The sequence below is a fragment of the Achromobacter xylosoxidans A8 genome (assembly GCF_000165835.1).
Classification (GTDB): Bacteria; Pseudomonadota; Gammaproteobacteria; order Burkholderiales; family Burkholderiaceae_B; genus Achromobacter; species Achromobacter xylosoxidans_B.
Map to the genome: position 1 here is coordinate 6,576,887 of NC_014640.1, position 15,560 is coordinate 6,592,446.

The window sequence follows — 15,560 nt, forward strand, 5'->3', positions numbered from 1 at the left end:
CCCGAAAACCCGTGACGCAATCTGTAACGGGATAGGCTTCACCCAAAGATCTATGACTCTGAAGAACATTTGCGTGTACTGCGGCTCGAACCCGGGCGCCCGGCCGGATTACATCGAACAGGCCCGCGTGCTGGCCCGTGAACTGGTGCAGCGCGATCTGGGACTGGTCTACGGCGGTTCGGTCGTGGGCATCATGGGCGTGGTGGCCAATGAGGTGCTGGCCGCCGGCGGCCGCGTGATCGGCGTGATTCCCGAACTGCTGATGAAGAAAGAGCAGGCGCACCGCGGCCTGACCGAGCTTCACATGGTGCAGACCATGCACGAGCGCAAGGCCATGATGATGGAAAAGGCCGACGGCTTTATCGCGCTGCCGGGCGGCGCCGGCACGCTGGAAGAGTTCTTCGAGGTCTGGACCTGGGCGCAACTGAACATGCACAACAAGCCCTGCGGCCTGCTGAACATCGCCGGCTACTACGACGCGCTGGTCCAGTTCGTGAACCATGCGGTCGAGGAAGAATTCATCCGCCCCCAGCATCGCGACATGCTGGTGGTGGAAGAGGACCCTGCCCTGCTGCTGGACCGCTACGCCATGTACGAACCGCCCAATGTCTCGAAGTGGTTCGAACAGATCAAGGCCTGACGCCATCCATCAACCCGACCACCACGGAAGGCCCGCAATGCCCACCCATGCGTTGACTCCCGCCAGCACCGAGTCCGTACTGCGCGACTACTTTCACGCCAAGGACGAGAACCGCCCGCACTACATGGCGCGCGCGTTCGCCCCGGACGCGGTGCTGAAGATGGCATTGCGCACGCAAGCCATCGCCTTTCCGCCCGAGTCGCATGGGCTGGCCGCGATCACCGACACCCTGGTGCGCAAGTTCGGCCAGACCTACGACAACGTCTACACGTACTACCTGGCGCGGCCCGAGGCCGGCGCGCGCCTGCCCGCTTACCAATGCGACTGGATCGTGGGCATGACGGAAAAGGCCAGCGGCAACGTCCGCGTGGGCTGTGGCCGGTATGAGTGGGAGTTCCAGCCCGAGCCGTATCGCGCGACCGGCCTGGTCATCACCATCGAAACCATGGTGACCTTGCCCGCGCATGACACCGAAGCGGTTTTCGGCTGGCTGCTGGGGCTGGACTATCCCTGGACCAGCGCCGCCCGCGTGGTGGCCGCCGCGCCGCCGCTCGAAGGCCTGGCTCCCGTCGTGCACTATCTGCTGCATCCGAACGGCAGCTAGGGCCGGCGCTAGACTGCTTCCCGTATCAACAGGCTCTAGAGATTCACGCTTTGAAATACGACATTGCCGCTTTTGATTTCGATGGAACCCTGGCGGACACCATGCCCTGGTTCAATTCCATCCTGAACACGGTGGCCGACAAGTACGGCTTCCGCAAGATCGACGCGTCCGAACGCGAACAGCTGCGGCACCGCGATGCCGCCGACATCCTCAAGTTCCTCGGCATCCCGCTGTGGAAGCTGCCCGCCATCATGGCGCACGTGCGTACGCTGATGCAGGAGATCGATCCCAGCGTGCACCTGTTCGACGGCATTCCCGACGCGCTGGCGCGCCTGAAGGCGGGCGGGCTGCGCCTGGCGGTGGTCAGCTCGAACTCCATCGAGAACGTGCAACGCGTGCTGGGCGCGGAAACCGCCGCGCTGTTCGACGACTACGAATGCGGCACCGACCTGTTCGGCAAGTCCGCCAAGATCGACCGCCTGCTCAAGCAGCACGGCACCGCCCCCGAGCGCTTCCTGCTGGTGGGCGACGAAATGCGCGACATCGACGCCGCCCGCAAGGCCGGCGTGCGCATCGGCTCCGTCGCCTGGGGCTATAACCATGTCGAGGCGTTGCGCGAGCGCGGCCCCGACGAGCTGTTCCTGACCGTAGCCGACCTGCCAGCCACGCTGGCCTGAACCTGGAAGCCCCAGCCATGCACATCGATCCCGCCCATCTGGTCACCGACGCAGACGCCTTGCAGGCGTTGTATGGCGCGTCCGGCGAAGCCTCCCTCAAGAAGGAAGTGGATCATGTGCATCCGCACTACCGCGCCTTCATCGAGGCCGCGCCGTTCGCGGTGCTGGCGACCGCGGGCCCGGATGGGCTGGACGCCTCGCCGCGCGGCGATCCCGCCGGCTTCGTGGTGGTGGAGGACGACAAGACGCTGCTGCTGCCGGATCGCCGCGGCAACAACCGCATCGACAGCCTGCGCAACATCCTGGCCGACCCGCGGGTCGCGCTGCTGTTCCTGGTGCCGGGCGTGGGCGAGACCCTGCGGGTCAATGGTGCTGCGCGCATCAGCGTGGATCCTGCGCTGTTGGCGCGCTTTGAGATGGATGGCAAGCTGCCGCGCTCGGTGCTGATCGTGGACGTGCACACCGTGTACTTTCAGTGCTCGCGGGCCTTGCTGCGCTCCAAGCTGTGGGATCCGGCGACGCAAGTGCCGCGCAGCGCGCTGCCCAGCGTGGGCTGCATCCTGTCTGATCTGACGGCAGGCACCTTCGACGGCGTCACCTACGACCGCGAACTGCCGGCCCGCGTAGCCAGCACCTTGTATTGAAGGGCAATCCCGGGGCCGCCTGGCCCCGGCAGGTTCAGGCCGGCTGCCAGCCGCGCGCGAACACATCCACGGGCTGGCGCTTGCCGCCCGCCTTCTGCAATTCCAGCAAGCGCAGCACGCCGCTGCCAGTGGCGATGTCGATACCTGTGGTGTCGACCCGCAGCACGCTGCCGGGCGCGGCCGTGGTGGCCTCATCCAGCGCCTGCGCGCGCCAGACCTTCACCGGATCGGCCAGGCCGGGCAGGCGGATGCTGGCGCCCGGCACGGGGTTGAAGGCGCGCACGCGGCGCGCCAGCAGTCCGGCGGGCTGGGTGCAGTCGAGGGCGCCTTCGGCCTTGTCGAGCTTGGCGGCATAGGTCACGCCGGCCTCGGGCTGCTTGCGCGGCGTCAGGCCGCCCTGGGCCAGGGCGGCCAACGCTTCAACGATGGCCTCGCCGCCCGCCAGCGCCAGCGCATCGTGCAGCTCGGCCGCGGTGGTATCGCCGCCGATCGGCACCACGCGTTCCAGCAGCATGTCGCCGGTATCCAGGCCCTGGTCCATCTGCATGATGGTCACGCCGGTCTGGGCGTCGCCGGCTTCGATGGCGCGCTGGATGGGCGCGGCGCCGCGCCAGCGCGGCAACAGGCTGGCATGAATGTTCAGGCAACCCAGGCGCGGCAGATCCAGCACCCACTGCGGCAGGATCAGGCCATAGGCCGCCACCACCATCACGTCAGGCGCCACGCGCTGCAGCAGGGCCTGCGCCTCGCTGGCCTCTTCGGGATAACGGCCGTCCAGGCGCAGGCTGCGCGGCTGGGCGACTTCGATGCCGGCTTCCAGCGCCGCCTGCTTGACGGGGCTGGGCGTCAGCTTCAGCCCGCGCCCGGCCGGACGGTCGGGCTGGGTCATGACCAGAGGGATCTCGTGGCCGGCGGCGCGCAAGGCGTCAAAGGCGATACGGGCGAATTCCGGCGTGCCGGCAAAGACTAGGCGCATGGGAAGAAGACCGGGAAATGAAAAAAATCAAGCACGCAGCGCTTCGCGCTCGGCCTTCTTCAGCCTGGTCTTGATGCGGTTCTGCTTCAGGCTGGACAGGTATTCCACGAACACCTTGCCCTCCAGATGGTCCAGTTCGTGCTGTACGCACACGGCCAGCAGGCCGTCGGCCTCGAACTCGAAGGGCTTGCCGTCCACGTCCAGCGCCTTGCAGCGGATGCGGGACGCGCGCTCGACGTCGTCATAGACGCCGGGCACCGACAGGCAACCTTCTTCGTAGATCTTGTAGTCGTCGCTGTGCCACGTGATCTCGGGATTGATCAGGACCAGCAACTGGTTGCTGTCCTCGGACACGTCGATCACGACGACGCGCTCGTGCACGTCGACCTGGGTCGCGGCCAAGCCCACGCCCGGCGCGTCGTACATGGTTTCAGCCATGTCGCGCACCAGTTGGCGGATGCGGTCGTCGACCTCGGCGACCGGCTTGGCCTTTTTGTGCAAGCGCGGGTCGGGGTAACGAAGAATAGGAAGTAAAGCCATTGCGGGGGAATTGCCAGTAGTCAGGTTTACATAAGAGTTTAATTCATTAGACTCTTGATTTCTAATAGTTTTCGGCTAATTCCAGGATTGGCCGGATTGCCATATACCCTGGGGGTTCCTGCCCGCGCCGCGCCGCAAATCGGTCCCCCCGGGTCCCGCGCCCGCTCGCCCCGCATGCGACACTCTCGCCCCATCGACGCCCTTACGCGCCTGCCCCATGCCGCTCACGCAATCCCCTTCCGAACTGGCCGCCTGGCTGCGCCTGTCCCTGGAGCCGAACATCGGCTCCGCCACCGCCTGCACGCTGCTAGGCGCGCTCGGCCTGCCGGAACAGATCTACGCCCAGCGCGCCACGGCCTTGTCGCGCCATCTGCCCGAGGCGCTGGCCCGGCAGCTCGCCGCCCCCATGCCGCAAGAGATGGCGGCGCAGGTTAAAAGCGCGCTGGAATGGGTCGCCGCGCCCGGGCGGCATATCCTGACGCTGGCCGATCCCACTTACCCGCAAAGCCTGCTCACCATCGCCGATCCGCCCATCCTGCTCTATGTGGCAGGCGATCCAGCATTCCTGCAGGGGCCGTCGCTGGCAGTGGTAGGTGCACGCAACGCCACGCCCGGCGGCCAGGAGAACGCCCGCGCCTTTGCGCGCCATCTGGCTGGACATGGCTGGCGCGTGGTCAGCGGGCTGGCCCTGGGCATCGACGGCGCGGCGCATGAAGGCGCGCTGGACGCCGGCCCCGAGGGCGCCGGCACGGTGGCGGTCATGGGCACCGGCATAGACCGCATCTACCCTGCCAAGCATCGCGACCTGGCGCACCGCATCGCGGCGCACGGCGCGCTGGTGTCGGAACTGCCTCTGGGTACCGGCGCGCTGCCGCAGCACTTCCCCAAGCGCAACCGCATCGTGGCGGGCCTGGCGCGCGGCGTGCTGGTGGTGGAAGCCGCCCGCCAGAGCGGATCGCTGATCACGGCCCGGCTGGCCGCCGAGGGCGGACGCGAGGTCTTCGCCATTCCCGGATCCATCCATTCGCCGCTTTCGCGCGGCTGCCATGCGCTGATCCGCCAGGGCGCCAAGCTGGTGGAAACCGCCAGGGACATCACCGATGAGCTGGGCGGCGGTCCCACGCCTGCCGCGCGCGCCCAGCCCGCCACGGAGGAAACCTTGCCTGACCACCCCGTGCTCGACGCGCTGGGCTACGATCCGCTGCATCTGGACGCGATCCTGGCCCGCAACGGCATGGACACCGCCGAGCTGCAGGCGCAACTGCTCGAACTGGAGCTGCAAGGCCGCGTCGTCCGACTGGACGACGGCCGCTATCAACGGCTGAAATAGGGCCGTTCCCCCAAGGCAGTTGCCCTTCGCCTTGCCTGCAAAACGGCGCCTGCCCTATGGCGCTAATATTGTGCAGATAGCGCCGCCGCCTTGCCGCGCCGCTCACCCCATCCCGAGACAGGAATAGACATGGCTTTGCCCTCCCGCGTGAAGATCGTCGAGGTGTCGCCCCGCGATGGCCTGCAGAACGAAAAGGAATTCGTGCCCACCGACATCAAGGTGGAACTGGTCAACCGCCTGGCCGCCGCAGGCTTCCCCAATGTGGAAGCCGCCTCGTTCGTATCGCCCAAGTGGGTGCCGCAAATGGCCGACGGCGCCGAAGTCATGGCCCGTATCGAGCGCCGCCCCGGCACCATCTATTCCGTGCTGACGCCGAACATGAAGGGCTTCGAGGGTGCGCTGGCCGCCGGCGCCGACGAGATCGTGATCTTCGGCGCCGCCAGCGAGGCTTTCTCGCAAAAGAACATCAACTGTTCCATCGCCGAATCGATCGCGCGCTTCGAACCCGTGGTAGCAGCCGCGCGCGCCGCCGGCATCCGCGTGCGCGGCAGCATCAGCTGCGCGCTGGGCTGTCCCTACCAGGGCGAAGTACCGGTGGAAGCGGTGGTGGACGTGGCGCAGCGCTACCTGGCGATGCAGGTCGACGAGATCGACGTGGCCGACACCATCGGCGTGGGCACGCCCAAGCGCGTGCGCGAAGTGATGACGGCAGTGACGCGCGTGGCCGATCCCGCGCGCATTTCCGGCCACTTCCACGACACCTACGGGCAGGCGCTGGCCAATATCCTGGCGGCGCTGGAAACCGGTATCTCGATTTTCCACACCTCGGTGGCCGGCCTGGGCGGCTGCCCCTACGCCAAGGGCGCCACCGGCAACGTCGCCACCGAAGACGTGCTGTACATGCTGCGCGGCCTGGACATCGATACCGGCGTGGACTTCGACGCCGTGGTCGATATCGGCCAGTGGATGTCGGGCCATCTGAACCGCAAGGGTTCCAGCCGCGCCGGCAACGCCATCGCCGCCAAACGGGCGGCATGACGGACTCCATGAACACTCCCGCCGGCACGCCCCCCGCCGAGGACCACGCGGCGCTGCTGCGGGCCATCGGCCCGCTGCCCTTGTCGGGCCAGGCCTGGCCCGACTGGGTCCGCATCCTGACCTGGGTCATCCTGGCGGTACTGGGCGTGCAGGTGGTCACCACCGCCATCCGCGCGCCTTCGCAACCCTTCGACACCTTGCTGGCCGCCGTAGTGGCGCTGTGCTTCCTGGGACTGCTGTTCGTGTCCTGGCACATGCAGACGTCCATCACCACCATCGACGAACGCGGCCTGCGCCAGACCTGGTTCACGCGCCGCGAAGTCGCCTGGGAAGACGTGCGCTACGCGCGCTTCGTGCCGATGCTGTTCTCCAAGCGCCTGGTGGTGTTCACGCACCGCGGCCGGCCGATGATCTTTCAAGGCGGCACGCGGGAATTGCGCACCGCGTTCGTAAAGATCGCCGAACTGTACCGGCGCGGCTAGCGCCCGGGGGTTCCGCGCGCTGGCAATCGATGGCCGGGCGCGCGAAATCCATTCTCGTCAGCGGATCGGCAACGCGTACATCAGCCCGCCTTGCGTCCATTGCGCATTCAGGCCGCGCTTGATCTTCAAGGGGCTGCCCTGGCCCACGTTGCGCTCGAAGCTCTCGCCGTAGTTGCCCACCTGCTTGACGATGTTGTAGGCCCATTTCTCGTCCAACCCCAGGTTGGCGCCGCCACCGGGCGTGACGCCAAGGATGCGCTTGATGTTGGGATTGGCGCTCTTGGCCTGTTCGTCCACGTTGGCGGACGACACGCCGTACTCTTCGGCCTCGATCATGGCCGACAGCGACCAGCGCACGATGTTCAGCCAGGCATCATCGCCCTGGCGCACGAACGGGCCCAGCGGTTCCTTGGAGATGATCTCGGGCAGCACCACGTAGTCGTCGGGGTTCTGCAGCTTGGAAATGCGGATCGAGGCCAGGCCCGAAGCGTCGGTGCTGAAGACGTCGCAACGGCCCGCGGCAAAGGCGTTGACCACTTCATTGAAGGTCTCGATCACGACCGGCTTGTAGCTTACGTTGTTGGCGCGCGCCCAATCGGCCAGCGTGTTCTCGTTGGACGTGCCGGTCTGCAAGCAGATGGTGGCGCCGTTGATTTCCTTGGCGCTCTTCACGCCCAGGGACTTGGGCACCAGGAAGCCCTGGCCGTCGTAGAAGTTGATGCCGGCGTGGATGATGCCCAGCGCGGTATCGCGCTGCTGCGTGACGGTGGTGTTGCGTGTCAGCACGTCCACCTCGCCGGATTGCAGGGCGGTGAAACGCTGCTGCGAATTCAGCGGCACCACCTTGATCTTGTTGGCGTCGCCGAAGACCGCGGCGGCGATGGCGCGGCACAGGTCCACGTCCAGCCCCTGCCACTTGCCTTGCGCGTCGGGCGCGGAAAATCCCGCGAAGCCCGTGGTCGTGCCGCAAGCCACGGCGCCGCGCTGGCGCACCACGTCCAGCGTGGCTGCTTGCGCACCCTGCGCCGCTGCCGCCAGCAACGCCGCGCCGATCAACCCTTTTGCAATGTTCATGACCTCGTTTCCTGTTCTGCTTTGCGGGCGCGGGGACGCGCCGAGGCAAGAAGCTTATAGACATGAAGCGCTCGAACCAAATAACAAGCGCTTATTTAGGTATGCGCGCCCCGGCGCGCAAGCGCCAGGGCGGACAGGCAAAAAGCATAGCAACAGGCAAGGCGGCGGCGGATGCGCGCCGTCAAGCCGGCATCAGGCGGCCAGCGAGATCGACACCGGCTCGTTGGCTTCGCACGCGTCCAGCGCGCGGCCCAGCCGCACCATGCCCTGGGCGATCTGGCTTTCGTTCATGGTGGCGAACGACATGCGCATGGCGTGCAGGTCGGCCTGCGCCGCGTCGGCGTAGAAGGCCTTGCCCGGCACATAGACGACCTCGTGCTCGATGGCGTAGGGCAACAGGCGGGTGGCATCGATGTCGCCCGTCAGGCGCGCCCAGAAGAACATGCCGCCTTCGGGCTTGCTGAAAGTGACGCGGCCGTTGAGTTCGCGGGCCAGCGACTCGGCCATGGCGTCGCAGCGCAGGCCGTAGGCCGCGCGGATGCGCGGCACATGCTCGCCGTAGCGGCCGTTGGCCAGGTACTGGGCCACGACTTCCTGGATCCAGGCGGACGAGGCCATGTCGTCGGCGGCCTTGGCGCTGACGCAGCGGCGGCGGACTTCGGGCGGCGCCACCAGCCAGCCGATGCGCAGCGCGGGCGCCATGGTCTTGGACATGCTGGCCAGGTACACGGCCCAGTGGCGGGCTTCGCCTTCGGCCAGCGCGGCGATGGGCGGCACCGCCTCGCCGGCAAAGCGCAGCTCGCTGTAGGGGTCGTCCTCGACGATCAGGAAGCGGTGCTTGACCGCCAGTTCCAGCAGCCGCAGGCGGCGCTCGCGGGTCAGGGTCGCGCCGCAGGGATTCGAGAACGATGCCACCACGCAGACCATCTTGGGTTTGATGCGGCCGGCCAGTTCGTCCAGCGCGTCCACGTCGATGCCCTCGGGGCCCGACTGCACCGTATGCACCGTTGCGCCGGTGTAACGCAGCGCCTGCACGGAATTCGGAAACGCGGGCGATTCGATAATGGCGTGGTCGCCGGGCTGCAGCATGACGCGGGTCAGTAGCGCCAGGGCCTGCTGCGAACCGCCTGTCACGACCAGCTCGGTATCGGGGTTGCAGATCAGGCCGCGCTCCGCCGACAGACGCGCCAGTTCATGGCGCAGGCTGGCCTGGCCGTCGATGTTGGAATACTGCAGGCAGGCGCCCAGGCGAGCCAGCACCTGGGTCGATGCGATCGACAGGCCGTCCACGTCGAACAGTTCCTGCGCGGGGTAGCCGCCCGCCAGCGAAATGGTGCCGGGACGCATGGCATACGGCATGAGCGATCGGATGGGGGAAGCGGGCGGATTCAGGAAAGGCGTGGCGAAAGCGTATTCAGGCGCTGCGGTGGACATGGCGGGAGACAGTAAAGGTGGGAAACCGTGACGCCCGCTGGGGCGGCGCCGGATGGCATAGAACATTGAAATATAAACAAATATCTTCAAATTCTAAGCCTGCCGATTACACAGGGTCAACGACGCGCGCGGGCACTGTGGCGAAACGATCCTGCGCAGTCCTACACTATGGGACATCCCGTCCCTACCAGAGAGCTGAATGACCGCCGTAGACACCATGGCCGGGCGCCTTGCCCAGATCCAGCAACGCATCGCCGACGCCTGCGCGCGCGCCGGCCGCAGCCCGGACAGCGTGACGCTGCTGCCCGTCAGCAAGACCTTCGGCGTGGATGCCATCCGCGAGGCCATGGCGCTGGGGCTGACCCGCTACGGCGAAAACAAGACGCAGGAAATCCGCCAGAAGGCCGCGGCGCTGGACGGCCTGGGCCTGCAATGGGTGCTGATCGGCCATCTGCAGACCAACAAGGCCCGCGACGCCGCGCGCGACGCGGCCGAGGTCCAGTCGCTGGACCGGGTGGAGCTGGCCGAAGCCCTGCATCGCCGCCTGGCCAACGAAGGCCGGACCCTGGACGTGCTGGTGCAGGTCAAGACCTCGTCCGAGCCGAGCAAGTACGGCATGGATCCCGCGGACGTGCCCGCCTTCCTGCGCCGTATCGCCACCGACTTCCCGACGCTGCGCGTGCAGGGCCTGATGACGCTGGCCGTGAATTCGCCGGATGCCGCCGAAGTGCGCGCCTGCTTCCGCGCCCTGCGCGAGCTGCGCGACCGGCTGCGCCAGGAAAACCCGCCCGGCGTGTCGCTGGACCGGCTGTCCATGGGCATGAGCGGAGACTTCGAGCTGGCGATCGAGGAAGGCTCCACCGAAGTGCGCATCGGCTCGGCGATCTTCGGCGCCCGCAGCTACCCGGACCCGCAATAAGCCGCTGAAAACAAGGCGCAAAACATCCGCCTATTGCCGGGGACGCAAGGCATAATAACGGCGCATAACAGGCCCCCGCACCCCTCGCGGCGCCGGCCCATATTCAATTCCGCACTTGGAGACACCCCATGCATAAGCACGCGAAGCGCCTGTTGGCGCTAGCCGCCCTGTCCCTGGCCGCAGGCGCGGCCTCTGCCCAATCCTGGCCCGCCCAGCCGATCCGCTGGATCGTGCCCTACCCGGCGGGCGGTGGCGCCGACGTGGTGGCGCGCACGGTCGCGGGCGGCATGGAAAAGCCGCTGGGCCAGACCATCGTGGTCGAAAACCGTCCCGGCGCCGCCACCATCATTGGCGCCACCGCCGTGGCCCAAGCCGAACCTACCGGCTACATGGTCGGCACCGCCGACTCGGGCACGCTGGCCTTCAACCCGTCGCTGTACGCCAAGCTGTCCTACGACCCGTCCAAGTTCACCTACATCGGCGGCATCGCCAAGTTCCCGCTGCTGCTGGCCGTGAACGTCAACTCGCCGTTCAAGACAGTGGACGACGTGATCCAGGCCGCCAAGAAAGAGCCGGGCAAACTGTCGGCGGCCTCCGCCGGCGCGGGCTCGCCGCACCACCTGGCGCTGGAACTGTTCAAGCAGCGCACCGGCGCCAACCTGCTGCACGTGCCCTACAAGGGCGCCGCCCCCGCCATCCAGGACCTGCTGGGCGGACAGGTGGACGTGATGTTCATCGACCTGGCCGCGGGCCTGCCCAACGTCAAGGCCGGCAAGCTGCGCGTCCTGGCGGCGGCTACCCCGGAACGCGTCGCCGCGCTGCCGGACGCGCCCACCATGGCCGAACAAGGCGTGCCCAACTTCACCGCCTATGCCTGGCAGGGCCTGGTCGGCCCGGGCGGCCTGCCGGAGCCGGTGGTCAAGAAGCTGGCGGCCGAACTGGACGCCACGCTGAAGTCGCCCGCCGTGTCGCAGAAGATGCTGGACATGGGCGTGATCCCGATGCCGCTGTCCTCGCAGGAGTTCAAGGCCTACGCCGAGCAGGAACGCACCGCCTGGGCTGACGTGATCAAGAAGGCCGGCATCAAGCTGGAGTAAGCCCTCCGGCGCATTGCCACAAGTAAAAAAAAACCGCGGCCATTGCTGGCCGCGGTTTTTTTTGGCTGCGCGTACCGGCTTAGACCAGCACCCGCTCGATGCCGCCCGCATTGGCGCGGCGCACGTACTCTTCCATCCAGCCTTCGCCCAGGATGTGGCGCGCCATCTCGACCACGATGTAGTCCGCGTCCATGCCGGTATCGCCCTCATAGCGCGACAGGCCTTGCAGGCACGACGGGCACGAGGTCAGCACCTTCACGTCGCCGGTGAAGCCGTCGCTGCGCAGCTCGGCATCGCCCTTGAGCAGTTCTTCCTGCTTGCGGAAGCGCACCTGCGTGGAGATGTCCGGGCGGCTGACGGCCAGGGTGCCCGATTCGCCGCAGCAACGGTCGCTCTTGATGGCGTCGTCGCCAACCAGGGCGCGCACGGTTTTCATGGGTTCCTGCAGCTTCATGGGCGTGTGGCAGGGGTCGTGGTACATGTAGCGCACGCCCTTGGCCCCTTCCAGCTTGATGCCCTTTTCCAGCAGGTATTCGTGGATGTCGATCAGGCGGCAGCCCGGGAAGATCTTGTCGAACTCGTAGCCGGCCAGCTGGTCGTAGCAGGTGCCGCAGCTGACCACCACCGTCTTGATGTCCAGGTAGTTCAGCGTGTTGGCGACGCGGTGGAACAGCACCCGGTTGTCGGTGATGATCTGCTCGGCCTTGTCCGTCATGCCGTTGCCGCGCTGGGGATAGCCGCAGCACAGGTAGCCCGGCGGCAGCACGGTCTGCACCCCCGCGTGCCACAGCATGGCTTGCGTAGCCAGGCCCACCTGCGAGAACAGGCGTTCCGAACCGCAGCCCGGGAAGTAGAACACCGCTTCCGTGTCGGCCGTGGTGGCCTTGGGATCGCGGATGATGGGCACGTAGTTCGCGTCCTCGATGTCCAGCAGCTTGCGCGCCGCCTGCTTGGGCAGCCCGCCGGGCATCTTCTTGTTCACGAAGTGCACCACCTGCTCGCGCAGCGGCGGCTTGCCCACCGTTGCCGGAGGCGCGGCGGTCTGCTTCTTCACCAGGCCCGACAACAGGTCGTGCGCGGCGCGCTGGACCTTGTAGCCCACACCCACCATCGCCTTGCGGGTGGCGTTGATGGTGGCCGGGTCCTTGGCGTTGAGGAAGAACATGGCACTGGCCGTGCCCGGATTGAACGACTTGCGGCCCATGCGGCGCAGCACGGCGCGCATGTTCATGGACACGTCGCCAAAGTCGATATCGACCGGACAGGGGTTGTAGCACTTGTGGCAGACCGTGCAATGGTCGGCCACGTCCTCGAACTCTTCCCAGTGCTTGAGGCTGACGCCGCGGCGGGTCTGCTCTTCGTACAGGAAGGCTTCCACCAGCAGCGAAGTGGCCAGGATCTTGTTGCGCGGCGAATACAGCAGGTTGGCGCGCGGCACGTGGGTGGCACACACCGGCTTGCATTTGCCGCAACGCAAACAGTCCTTGATGGATTCCGAGATGGCGCCGATGTCGCTTTGCTGCATGATCAGCGACTCGTGGCCCATCAGGTTGAAGCTGGGCGTCCAGGCGTGGCGCAGGTCCGCGCCGGGCATCAGTTTGCCGGCGTTGAAGTGGCCGTTGGGATCGACGCGGCGCTTGTAGTCCTGGAACGGCGCCAGTTCGGCTTCGGTCAGGAATTCGTACTTGGTCAGGCCGATGCCGTGCTCGCCGGAGATCACCCCGTCCAGGTCGCGGGCGATCTGCATGATGCGCTCGACGGCCTGGTGGGCCTCCTGCAGCATCTCGTAGTCGTCCGAGTTGACCGGGATGTTGGTGTGCACGTTGCCGTCTCCGGCGTGCATGTGCAGCGCCACGAAGACGCGGCTCTTGAGCACGCGGCCGTGGATGGCGACCAGTTCGTCGACGATCTTCTTGTAGGCCGCGCCCGAGAACGTGCGCTGCAAGCCGGCCAGCACTTCGGTCTTCCAGGACAGGCGGATGGTGCGATCCTGCACCACGTCGAAGACGCATGCGCCCGGCTGCGCCGCGAGGCGGTCCGACAGCGCCGGCTGCAATTCGCCCAGGCCCAGGCCATGCAGCTCGGGCAGCGCCTGCATCAGCGGCAGGTCCAGGTTGTCCAGCAGCCACTGCCAGCGCTGCCTGACGGCGGCCAGCAGTTCCAGCGCCTGGCGGGTGCGCTCGGCCAGCATTTCGGCGCGGGTGGTCTCGACGTCCGTGTCATCGATCTTGCCGACGGGCAACGGCGTGCATAGATAGGCGTCCAGCTCGCCCAGCAGCTTGAGCTTGTTGCGGGTCGAGAGCTCGATATTGATGCGTTCGATGTGATCCGTGTATTCGCCCATGCGGGGCAGCGGGATCACCACGTCTTCGTTGATCTTGAAGGCGTTGGTGTGGCGCGCGATCGCGGCGGTGCGCGAGCGGTCCAGCCAGAACTTCTTGCGCGCCTCGGGGCTGACAGCCACGAAGCCTTCGCCATGGCGCGTGTTGGCCAGGCGCACCACTTCGCTGGATGCCGCGGCCACGGCGTCCTCGTCGTCGCCGACGATGTCGCCGATCAGGACCATCTTGGGCAGCACGCCGCGCTTGCTCTTGGTGGCGTAGCCCACCGCGCGCAGATAGCGCTCGTCCAGGTGCTCGAGCCCCGCCAGGATGGCGCCGCGGGCGCGGCCTTCGCCGTCCAGGTAGCCCTTGACCTCGACGATCGACGGAATCGCGTCGCGCGCCTGGCCGAAGAACTCCATACAGACCGTGCGCGTGTAGCGCGGCATGCGGTGCAGCACCCAGCGCGCCGACGTGATCAGGCCGTCGCAGCCTTCCTTCTGGATGCCGGGCAGGCCGGCCAGGAACTTGTCCGTGACGTCCTTGCCCAGGCCTTCCTTGCGGAACACGCGGCCCTGGATTTCCAGGGTTTCGGTCTTCAGCAGGCGCTCGCCCGGCTTGCCGCGGCCGTCGAACCACTTGAGCTCGAAGCGCGCCACGTCCACGTCATGGATCTTGCCCATGTTGTGGTCCAGGCGGCTGACTTCCAGCCAGTTGCCGTTCGGGTCGACCATGCGCCACCAGGCCAGGTTGTCCAGCGCGGTGCCCCACAGCACGGCCTTCTTGCCGCCCGCGTTCATGGCGATGTTGCCGCCGACACAGGAAGCCTCGGCCGAGGTCGGATCGACGGCGAACACGAAACCGGCCGCCTCGGCGGCCTCGGAGACGCGCTTGGTCACCACGCCGGCGCCGGCATGGATGACCGCCACGGGCTCGGTCAGCCCGGGCAGCAAACAGGACTCGACCTTGCCGAGCTTGTCGAATTTCTCGGTGTTGATGACCGCCGACTTCCAGGTCAGCGGAATGGCGCCGCCGGTATAGCCGGTGCCGCCGCCTCGCGGAATGATGGTCAGCCCCAGTTCGATACAGGCGGTGACCAGCGCCGCGATCTCGTCTTCCGTGTCCGGCGTCAGCACCACGAAGGGGTATTCGACGCGCCAGTCGGTGGCATCGGTCACGTGCGAGACGCGCGACAGGCCGTCGAACTTGATGTTGTCGCGCGCGGTGATGCGGCCCAGCACCTTCTGCGCCTGCTTGCGCATCATGGCGGTCTGGTCGAACTCGCCCTCGAACGCGGCGATGGCAGAACGCGCCCGCGCCAGCAGGCCGACGACCTTCTCGTCGCGGTGCGGATCATGGCCAGCCTCGGCGGGCACGTCCGGTTCGCGACGGCGGTCGATTTCGCCCAGGCGGTGATGCAGGGCTTCGATCAGCTGCTTGCGGCGCTTGGGGTTGTCGAGCAGGTCGTCCTGCAGATAGGGATTGCGGCGCACCACCCAGATGTCGCCCAGCACCTCGTACAGCATGCGCGCGGAACGGCCGGTGCGGCGCTCGCCGCGCAGGTCGCTCAGCAGGCTCCAGGCGTCGTCGCCCAACAACCGGCCGACAATCTCGCGGTCGGAAAACGACGTGTAGTTGTACGGGATTTCGCGCAAGCGCGCGGGTGCTGCGGGCGGCATCGCCCCGTTCAAGATGTGGCTAGCGAGTGGGGCGTTCATGGCTGCAAGAGGGGGCCCTTAAAAAACTATTTTATGCCATTGGACGAGTCTGGCCCCTAATACCCC

The 15,560-nt window shown here is 66.9% G+C and carries 14 protein-coding genes; 9 read left to right on the forward strand and 5 right to left on the reverse strand.

Annotation, left to right across the window (positions count from 1 at the left end; genetic code table 11):
• The first annotated feature begins 52 nt into the window (after nucleotides 1-52).
• The 4 genes from AXYL_RS30250 to AXYL_RS30265 are packed head-to-tail and all read left to right on the forward strand — an operon-like array spanning nucleotide 53 to nucleotide 2,565.
• Nucleotides 53-640, forward strand: coding sequence for a TIGR00730 family Rossman fold protein (locus tag AXYL_RS30250; RefSeq protein WP_013396694.1), 588 nt, complete (start codon nucleotides 53-55; stop codon nucleotides 638-640).
• A gap of 37 nt (nucleotides 641-677) precedes the next feature.
• Complete coding sequence (locus AXYL_RS30255; protein ID WP_013396695.1) at nucleotides 678-1,244, forward strand: hypothetical protein; 567 nt, start codon at nucleotides 678-680, stop codon at nucleotides 1,242-1,244.
• A gap of 50 nt (nucleotides 1,245-1,294) precedes the next feature.
• Nucleotides 1,295-1,921 (forward strand): HAD hydrolase-like protein, encoded by a 627-nt coding sequence (locus AXYL_RS30260; protein WP_013396696.1) that lies wholly within the window; start codon nucleotides 1,295-1,297, stop codon nucleotides 1,919-1,921.
• A 17-nt stretch (nucleotides 1,922-1,938) separates the two neighbouring features.
• Entirely contained in the window at nucleotides 1,939-2,565 is a 627-nt protein-coding gene (locus tag AXYL_RS30265) for a pyridoxamine 5'-phosphate oxidase family protein (protein ID WP_013396697.1), read from the forward strand.
• Nucleotides 2,566-2,599: 34 nt separating this feature from the next.
• Here AXYL_RS30265 and fmt read toward each other — a convergent pair whose 3' ends face one another.
• Both fmt and def read right to left on the reverse strand, forming a co-directional pair.
• Nucleotides 2,600-3,541 carry a methionyl-tRNA formyltransferase gene (fmt, locus tag AXYL_RS30270; protein ID WP_013396698.1) on the reverse strand — a complete coding sequence of 314 codons (942 nt, stop codon included), beginning with the start codon at nucleotides 3,539-3,541 and terminating at the stop codon, nucleotides 2,600-2,602.
• A gap of 27 nt (nucleotides 3,542-3,568) precedes the next feature.
• Nucleotides 3,569-4,081, reverse strand: a complete 513-nt coding sequence (gene def / locus AXYL_RS30275; RefSeq protein ID WP_013396699.1) for a peptide deformylase — start codon at nucleotides 4,079-4,081, stop codon at nucleotides 3,569-3,571.
• A gap of 217 nt (nucleotides 4,082-4,298) precedes the next feature.
• On the opposite strand from def, the gene dprA reads away from it, so the two are divergent.
• From dprA to AXYL_RS30290, 3 genes are all read left to right on the forward strand, one after another.
• Nucleotides 4,299-5,411: a DNA-processing protein DprA gene (gene dprA / locus AXYL_RS30280; RefSeq protein ID WP_013396700.1), complete on the forward strand. Its 1,113-nt coding sequence runs from the start codon at nucleotides 4,299-4,301 to the stop codon at nucleotides 5,409-5,411.
• A gap of 129 nt (nucleotides 5,412-5,540) precedes the next feature.
• Complete coding sequence (locus AXYL_RS30285; RefSeq protein ID WP_013396701.1) at nucleotides 5,541-6,449, forward strand: hydroxymethylglutaryl-CoA lyase; 909 nt, start codon at nucleotides 5,541-5,543, stop codon at nucleotides 6,447-6,449.
• 8 nt (nucleotides 6,450-6,457) lie between these two features.
• A complete protein-coding gene (locus AXYL_RS30290) occupies nucleotides 6,458-6,931 on the forward strand; it encodes a membrane protein (RefSeq protein ID WP_041656737.1) in 474 nt (157 codons plus the stop codon).
• Between the two features lie 57 nt (nucleotides 6,932-6,988).
• Here the strand turns inward: AXYL_RS30290 and AXYL_RS30295 are convergent, their stop codons facing one another.
• Nucleotides 6,989-8,005: an amino acid ABC transporter substrate-binding protein gene (locus tag AXYL_RS30295; RefSeq protein ID WP_013396703.1), complete on the reverse strand. Its 1,017-nt coding sequence runs from the start codon at nucleotides 8,003-8,005 to the stop codon at nucleotides 6,989-6,991.
• Between the two features lie 192 nt (nucleotides 8,006-8,197).
• Nucleotides 8,198-9,439: a PLP-dependent aminotransferase family protein gene (locus AXYL_RS30300; protein ID WP_013396704.1), complete on the reverse strand. Its 1,242-nt coding sequence runs from the start codon at nucleotides 9,437-9,439 to the stop codon at nucleotides 8,198-8,200.
• A gap of 199 nt (nucleotides 9,440-9,638) precedes the next feature.
• On the opposite strand from AXYL_RS30300, the gene AXYL_RS30305 reads away from it, so the two are divergent.
• Both AXYL_RS30305 and AXYL_RS30310 read left to right on the forward strand, forming a co-directional pair.
• On the forward strand, nucleotides 9,639-10,358 hold the full coding sequence (locus AXYL_RS30305; RefSeq protein ID WP_013396705.1) for a YggS family pyridoxal phosphate-dependent enzyme: 720 nt from the start codon (nucleotides 9,639-9,641) through the stop codon (nucleotides 10,356-10,358).
• A gap of 128 nt (nucleotides 10,359-10,486) precedes the next feature.
• Nucleotides 10,487-11,455 carry a Bug family tripartite tricarboxylate transporter substrate binding protein gene (locus AXYL_RS30310; RefSeq protein ID WP_013396706.1) on the forward strand — a complete coding sequence of 323 codons (969 nt, stop codon included), beginning with the start codon at nucleotides 10,487-10,489 and terminating at the stop codon, nucleotides 11,453-11,455.
• Nucleotides 11,456-11,534: 79 nt separating this feature from the next.
• On the opposite strand, the gene AXYL_RS30315 is transcribed toward AXYL_RS30310, so the two are convergent.
• Complete coding sequence (locus AXYL_RS30315) at nucleotides 11,535-15,494, reverse strand: DUF3683 domain-containing protein (protein ID WP_013396707.1); 3,960 nt, start codon at nucleotides 15,492-15,494, stop codon at nucleotides 11,535-11,537.
• Between the last annotated feature and the right edge of the window lie 66 nt (nucleotides 15,495-15,560).